This is a genomic window from Arcicella rosea (assembly GCF_014204325.1).
GTDB lineage: Bacteria > Bacteroidota > Bacteroidia > Cytophagales > Spirosomataceae > Arcicella > Arcicella rosea_A.
The window spans coordinates 59,169-67,436 of record NZ_JACHKT010000029.1 but is presented as its reverse complement, the minus strand read 5'-3'; the positions used below and the strand labels follow the sequence as shown (position 1 = coordinate 67,436).

Here is an 8,268-nt window from a genome sequence, read left to right as displayed (position 1 = left end):
CAAGTAAATCACCTCAAATAAAATGAAAAATCCACCCAGAATATGAGTGGATTTTATTATGAATGAATATTGAAAAACAATTTTCAAGGAAAGCCCATTGAAAAAGACCGCTTTAAGTAAACTCTATTGCACTCAGAGTGCTCTATAAGACCAATCTGAGTGAACTCTAATGCATTCGGAGTGCTCTATAAGATCACTTTAAGTGAACTATAATGTACTCGAAGTGCTCTATAAGACCACTTTAAGTGAACTCTAATGCACTCCGAGTGCTCTACAAGACCGCTTCGAGTGAACTCTTATGCACTCGGAGTGCTCTATAATACCGCTTCGAGTGAACTTCATGCAATTGACCGACAGCCGAAGACCGAAAGCTACCCACTAATACCTCTTAATCTGCTCCATAATCTTAATTTGCTCTAAAACTTCTTCTGGTTTTACTAATAATTCAGCTTTACCAGTTATGGCTTCATAAAGATTTTGGAAAAGTATTCCCCAATCGCCTTTTAGGGTTTCAATCGTTCCTCTGAAATGTAAACCGTTGATGTCTGTATTAATAATGCCCGAATTACTTTCTGGCTCAATGCCGAAAGCATCCATATTTGGCATAATGCCCGCTTTTAGATGGTCTTCTTGTACGTCTATTCCATACTTTACGAAAGAACCTTTTGTTCCGTACAAAATATATCTTGGACCTTCTTCACGCACTAACAAACTTGACTTTAAAGTAACCTTTAGTTTACCATAATTGAGTCTAATATCAAAAGAATCATCTATTTCAGAGCCTATTCTTTCTGTACAGGTTTCGCCCCAAACTTTTTCTGGTGTACCAAAAAGCACAATCGCTTGGTCGATAATATGTGAACCTAAATCATACAAAATACCATTAGCGGCATTGTTGGTTTCTTTCCATTTTTTGGCATTTAAAATTGGTTTGTAGCGGTCGAAATGTACTTCGTAGCTTAGTAAATCTCCCAATAAGCCATCTTCAATTACTTTTTTTACCGTCATAAAATCGCTATCAAAACGGCGATTTTGGTAAATAGAGATGATTTTACCTCTTACTTTAGCTAATTGAATCAATTCTTCGGCTTCTTCAGCAGTAGCGGTGAAAGGTTTTTCTACCAATACGTGCTTGTTTGCCAACAGACATTTCTTGGCAAATTCGTAATGTGTGGCGTTTGGTGAACAAATACTTACCAAGTCGATATCATCGTCGGCTAATACTTCTTCCAAACTTTTCATTACTTCAACAGTTGGGAAATATTCTTTTGGATTTTGACTATTAGAAACAATCGTTTTAAGATTGAAATTAGGATTTACCGAGAAAAATGGGGCTTGGAGGTATCTGCCTGATAAACCAAAACCAATGAGTGCAACATTCAACATTATTTATTGGGAGTCTGTTTATAAATTTATTCTAACAAAATAAGTAAAAAACTACCAAATTTTACTGAAAAAACTAGGGTTTACAAGATTCATCTATACCTCATTTGCTAAATTATCAGACAATTAGCTGATATTTCATTATGGTTCTCGTAAATTTGTAGTCTTATAACAAAACGATAATAAAGAACTTTAAAAATAACGGTGTAACCAATGTTAAATCTCGTCTTATTCGGCCCTCCAGGTGCAGGTAAAGGAACACAGTCAGCTAAATTAATTGAGAAGTATCAGTTAGTTCATATTTCTACAGGAGATATGTTTCGCATGCACATTTCTAATAATACTGATCTCGGGCAACGTGTGAAACAAATCTTAGCTGATGGGCTTTTAGTGCCAGATTCGGTGACGATAGATATGTTAGAAGAAGAAGTAAAGAATAATCCTGAGGCAAAAGGATTTATTTTTGACGGTTTTCCACGTACTGTAACACAAGCAGAAGCACTAGATGCTTATTTGACCAAAAATGGACAAAAGATAAATGGTGTAGTTCAGTTAGATGTTAACGAAGACGAAATCAAAAATAGAATTGCTGAAAGACAAAAAGTATCGGGTCGTGCTGATGACGATGCTGATAAATTGTTGAAGCGTATCGACGAATACTTCTCTAAAACTGTTCATGTTTTACCATATTACGATGCCCAAGGCAAAGTGTCAAAAGTAAATGGAATCGGCAATATCGAAGAAATTTTTACTAATATCTGTACTGCAATTGATGCAGTAAAATAATTTATCTGTGGGTAATTTGTAGCGATTTTTAGATTTCTACAAATTACCCATTTTTAAATCAATCAATAATATATATCAAAATATCATGGCATCCAACTTCATTGACTACGTAAAAATTAACGTCCGTTCGGGCCACGGAGGAAGCGGTTCTAGCCATTTCCGTCGTGAAAAACACGTACCTAAAGGTGGTCCAGATGGTGGTGATGGCGGTCGTGGAGGACACGTTGTTTTGAGAGGAAACTCACAACACTGGACTTTACTCCACCTAAAATACCAAAAACATATTTTTGCGAAAGACGGAAAAGGTGGCGAAGGCGGACGCCGTTCGGGGCTTCAAGGAGAAGATGCAATCATTGATGTTCCATTAGGAACTATCGTAAAAGACCCAGAAACAGGGGAAGTATTAGCTGAAGTTACAAAACACGACGAAGAAGTAATTTTATTAAAAGGCGGAAGAGGCGGTTTAGGAAATACTAATTTTAAATCATCAACAAATCAAGCTCCACACTATGCGCAGCCGGGTGAAATAGGCGAAGATATGTGGGTTGTTTTAGAACTTAAAGTATTGGCAGACGTAGGTTTGGTTGGTTTCCCGAATGCAGGAAAGTCAACTTTACTTTCAGTAATGTCGGCTGCTACTCCAGAAATTGCAGATTATCCTTTTACTACGTTAACACCAAATTTGGGTGTGGTGGCTTATCGAAATTTCAAGTCGTTTATCATGGCTGATATTCCAGGGATTATCGAAGGTGCTGCTGAAGGTAAAGGCTTAGGAACTAGATTTTTAAGACATATCGAGCGAAATTCTATTTTGTTGTTTATGGTACCAGCTTCGGTAGAAAATATCGAAGAGGAGTATTTAATCCTACTGAATGAATTAAAGCAATATAATCCTGCTTTACTAGATAAAGAAAGAATTTTGGCGATTTCTAAAATGGATTTGATTGCTTCTGAAGAAGAAAAAGCAGCAATTCTCAAGCAAATTCCAGAAAACTTACCTTACGTCCTGATTTCTTCGGTGATGCAACAAGGCTTAACAGAATTGAAAGATTTATTGTGGACAACTTTACAGAACGCTCAGCCAGCAGTGGAAAAAGCTACTGAAGATGTTGAAAAACTTGAAAGCGATTCTGAATAAAATATTTATAATCTACATTTCATTGATTTTATCTGAAATGTAGATTATTATAGTACCCATCAACTTCATTAGATTACAGCATCCGTTTGTAACAAAAGCAATCAACTCAATAACTATGAAAACAAGCTGTTCATATCTTTTAATGATTTGGTTGATCCTATCATTAAAGGTATCGTCTGCACAAACGCCAATAATTACAGCTTCTGGTGTTTATACGTGTACTGCTACGGGAACTTCAAAACTTACTTTACCAAGTGGTTATGTTGTTTATGAATGGTATAATGCTAGCAATGTTTTAGTTGCTACAACACAAACTTATCTTGCTACGCCCGGAACTTATACGGCAAAAGTAAAACAAACTGCGATTGGTTCTTATATTTCAGTAAGTGCTTTTACGGTTACACAAATTGTTCCTACTGCTCCAACGGTTACTCCACCGACAGATGTTACAACGGCTGTTTGTGGTTCAAGTATTAGAAACGTTGTAGCGAGTGGTGCAGCCAATTATGATTGGAAAAGAGACGGAACATCTTTAAGTATCGCCACAGCAACGTTATCAGTTGCAGGAACTTCTGTAACAACTGCGGGTACTTATTCTTATAGCGTTTCAACAACTAATAGTACAACAGGTTGTACATCAACGAGTACTGCTGTTAGTTTAAAAGTATCACCGAAACCAACAACGCCAGTAATTTCACCAGTCAGTCCCAATTTAATTTGTGGAACTGATACAAAAACATTAACCGCAACGACGGGAGGAGCTTCTTATCTTTGGAAGCGAAATGGAACAGTATTGAGTTCTAGTACAAATACTTTAGCTGTTACAGGAAACGATGTTTTAGTTGCAGGCACTTATAATTACAAAGTAGTTCTTCAAAATTCAGTTGGTTGTGCATCTGATACTTCGGTGGCTGTTACTTTAAAGGTTTCTCCCAAACCAACAACGCCCGTAATTTCACCAGTCAGTCCCAATTTAATTTGTGGAACTGATACAAAAACATTAACCGCAACAACTGGCGGAGCTTCTTATCTTTGGAAGCGAAATGGAACAGTATTGAGTTCTAGTACAAATACTTTAGCTGTTACAGGAAATGATGTTTTAGTTGCAGGGACTTATAATTACAAAGTAGTTCTTCAAAATTCAGTTGGTTGTGCATCTGATACTTCGGTGGCTGTTACTTTAAAGGTTTCGCCTAAGCCAACAACGCCAGTAATTTCACCAGTCAGTCCCAATTTAATTTGTGGAACTGATACAAAAACATTAACCGCAACGACGGGTGGAACGTCTTATATTTGGAAGCGAGATGGCACAGTACTTAGTTCAACGACCAATAGTTTAGCAATCAGCGGAGCTAGCCTTGTTACAGCGGGAGTTTATAAGTATAAAGTAGTACTTATTAATGCAGTTGGCTGTGCTTCTGATACTTCTGCGATAATCAATTTAACATATTCTCCGAAACCCACAACACCAATCATTTCGCCAGTTGTTCCTAATTTAATTTGTGGCACTACTACAAAAGTTTTAACTGCTACCAGTGGTGGTGCTTCTTATATTTGGAAACGTGATACAACAACGCTAAGTACTGTCATCAATACTTTATCAGTTAAAGGGACAGATGTTTTAGTGGCAGGAACTTATAATTACAAAGTTGTGCTAAAAAATGCTGCAGGTTGTTTTTCTGATACTTCGTTAGCGATAAGCTTAAAAGTTTCTCCCAAGCCTGCTACTCCAGTGATTTCATCTGTCAGTCCAAATTTAGTATGTGGAACAGAAGTGAAAACATTAACAGCTACAAGTGGAGGTACTTCTTATGTTTGGAAAAGAGATACTACTACATTAGCTTCAGCGATTAATACTTTATCAGTTAAAGGAACGGATGTTTTAACGGCTGGTACTTATAGTTATAAAGTTGTTTTAAAAAATTCAATTGGTTGTGTTTCTGATACTTCGGTCATATTTAGTTTAAAGGTTTCACCGAAGCCAGTCAAACCTGTTATTGCTCCTGTTGATACCAATGCCATTTGTGGTATAAGTACTAAAACACTTACAGCAACAACTGGCGGTACATCCTATATTTGGAAACGAGATACTACCACTCTGTCTTCAAAAATAAATGCTTTAATTATTACTGGGAATGATGTATTAAAAGCAGGTACTTATGCTTATAAAGTAGTCTTACAAAATGCTGTAGGTTGTTTATCTGATACTTCAGTAGCTGTCAGTTTAAAAGTTTCTCCAAAACCAGCTACACCAGTTATTACTACCCCAAGTTCAACCTTGATTTGTGGTTCAGAAACTAAAATATTGACTGCTACCAGCGGAGGAAGTTCATATATTTGGAAACGTGGGGGAACGATTCTTTCATCAAAAGTAAATACGATAACTGTTGCAAGAAGCGATGTAAGTACAGACGGAACTTTCAATTTTACAGTTACCTTAAAAAACATCGTTGGTTGTTCTTCTGATACTTCAGCAGTGCAAGCTTTAGTACTTTCTGTCAATCCTGCCAAACCTACCATTATTGCTGGGAGTACTACCACTTTTTGTGATGGAGGAAGTGTAGTTCTATCTTCATCCTATACCAGTAATGAGAATGTTTGGAGTAGAATAAATGGAACAGATATACAAACCTCTGGAGCAAATGGCATTACAGTAACGACAAGTAATACTTACACAGTAAAGGCAAAAAATATTTATAGTTGTTTTTCTGTTTCGTCTGAACCTCAGATTGTTACAGTAAATGCAAATCCAAGTCCGCCAGTTGTATTAGAGGGAACAGCAGTCAGTATCTGTAATCTTGATAGCACAGTATTGAATGCAAACAATAAAGGAAACGGAGTGTATTCATGGAATAATGGAAAGAAAACAAGAAGTATTACCGTAAATACTGCTGGGAATTATAGCTTAACTTATACTGATGGAAATACTTGTACTTCTGCTCCTTCATTAGTTACAGTATTAACGGTAAATCCTTTGCCTGCAAAACCAACCATTACTGCAACCAGACCATTAGAGTTTTGTGATGAAGATTTTACTACGTTGAGGTCATCAGTTTCTTCAGGTTATATATGGAGTAATGGACAAACAAGTGCTCAAATTGATGTAAAAGTGTCCTCAATCATTTCTGTGATAGCTGTTTCTGATAAAGGTTGTAAATCAAAAGATGCTTCAAATCCAGTAACTGTTATTGTTAATCCTTTACCGAATACGCCAAATGTTTTAGCCAATGGACCATTAATTTTCTGTCCAGATTCTACTGTTACTTTGTCATCTTCTGTAATTGGAACTGAATATATTTGGACGAATACGCTTAATAGCACAGTTTTCAATAAAACACAAGCTGTTATCATTGCAGAACCCGGAGAGTATGCTGTTCAGGCTATTAGTGTAAAAAAATGTGTTTCTAAAATATCAAAAAGTGTAAAAGTAAATGTGCGTGAAGCACCACAGCCAGCTAGTATTTTGGCATCGCCAATAGCTACTTTCTGTAAAGGTGGAAATGTTACTTTAAGAGCTTTGATTGCCAACGGAAATGTTGACCGATACAGTTGGAGAAATGAAGATAATCAAAAGGAAATAGCAACTGCTTCATCTATTACAACCGATACTTCTGGAAGATATTCTGTGAAAGTAAGAGATGTTTTTGGTTGTTTCTCTGCTTATTCCAGAGTACTGAAAGTTACGGTAAATCCATTGCCGAATAAACCTACTTTAACAATTGTTCGCCCTAAAATTTTCTGTGATGGCGACAGTACTTTATTACAAGCAAGTTTACCAAGTACCACAACAAATGGCAGTAAAAATATTTATCAATGGACAGTTGACGGACAATTACAAAACAATATAAATGGACGAACTTTTGTTTGGAAAAAAGCCAATTCAATTGGCGTAGCCATCATTGATACAAATGGTTGTAAATCTGTGGCAAGTTCCGATACAATAAAAACAACTGTTAATTCATTACCATCTGCACCATCAATAACCATCAGAGGTTCAAACCCATTCTGTGCAGATAAAAATGTTTCTTTGACTGCCATCGGTGTACAGGCTAATAGTTATAAATGGAGTATTTCTTCAAGTACTAGCAGTACAATTACGGTAAATACGGCTGGCAATGTAACGGTTCAGGCAGTAAGTGCTTTTGGATGTTTTTCTAAATCATCTCAACCGATTATTTTAAATACTTATCCATTGCCTACTGCCCCGCAAATTGTTAATGTTTCAAGTACTGTTTTTTGCGATGGAGAAAGCGTTACTTTATCTACTGTCAATACAAATAAGGCTTATTGGTTTAAAACAACGAATGACTCTCTTGGAACAGGTTCAAACAATAGGATTACTATCAATAAATCAGGGAATTATTTTGCGAGGGTAGAAGATAAAAATTCATGTTTTTCAGCTCCTTCTAATAGTATTACGGTTGATGTACGTTCGCTTCCAAGTACGCCAGTTATCACGCAAGCTGGAGCTTTCTATTTAGAAGCACAAAGTAATGGCGATGAGGAAGGCTATATTTGGAAGTACAACAACGACGTCCAAAAAAACTTTCTCTCAAAAACTATCAAAGTAAAGAAAGATGGTGACTATCAAGTACAATCAAGTGTTTTGTACAACCAAGTAGCCTTGCCTTCAGGTAAACTCATGTGTTACTCAAAACCTTCGGTAGTTTATAAATATGTTCAAGATTTATCTTTTGAAGGAGTAAATGTTTATCCTAATCCAACCGCTTCTGGCGATATTACGATTCAAGTGGTGGAGGATTTAGTAGGCGCTGAATTGATTGTATATACCATGGAAGGGAAAATTATTGATGAATTCAAAATTGGGAAATTTGATACGCCGAAAACGATAAAGCTGACGGGTTCAATCGGCAACGTTTATTATATTAAACTAAAAACAGATAGTTTTGAAAAAGTAAAGAAAGTATTAGTGATGAACTAAGTATAGCAACTCGAAATAA

4 protein-coding genes are annotated in these 8,268 nt (G+C 36.3%); 3 read left to right on the top strand and 1 reads right to left on the bottom strand.

The window, feature by feature from the left end; all coding sequences use genetic code 11:
- Positions 1-378 precede the first annotated feature (378 nt).
- Positions 379-1,386 carry a Gfo/Idh/MocA family oxidoreductase gene (locus HNP25_RS16960; protein WP_184136062.1) on the bottom strand — a complete coding sequence of 336 codons (1,008 nt, stop codon included), beginning with the start codon at positions 1,384-1,386 and terminating at the stop codon, positions 379-381.
- Between the two features lie 210 nt (positions 1,387-1,596).
- Here HNP25_RS16960 and HNP25_RS16955 point away from each other — a divergent pair, with 210 nt between their 5' ends.
- The 3 genes from HNP25_RS16955 to HNP25_RS16945 all read left to right on the top strand — a co-directional run bounded on the left by HNP25_RS16955 (position 1,597) and on the right by HNP25_RS16945 (position 8,249).
- Positions 1,597-2,169 carry an adenylate kinase gene (locus tag HNP25_RS16955; RefSeq protein ID WP_184136060.1) on the top strand — a complete coding sequence of 191 codons (573 nt, stop codon included), beginning with the start codon at positions 1,597-1,599 and terminating at the stop codon, positions 2,167-2,169.
- Between the two features lie 82 nt (positions 2,170-2,251).
- Entirely contained in the window at positions 2,252-3,307 is a 1,056-nt protein-coding gene (obgE, locus tag HNP25_RS16950) for a GTPase ObgE (RefSeq protein ID WP_184136070.1), read from the top strand.
- Between the two features lie 115 nt (positions 3,308-3,422).
- Entirely contained in the window at positions 3,423-8,249 is a 4,827-nt protein-coding gene (locus tag HNP25_RS16945) for a T9SS type A sorting domain-containing protein (protein ID WP_184136059.1), read from the top strand.
- The last annotated feature ends 19 nt before the right edge of the window (positions 8,250-8,268 follow it).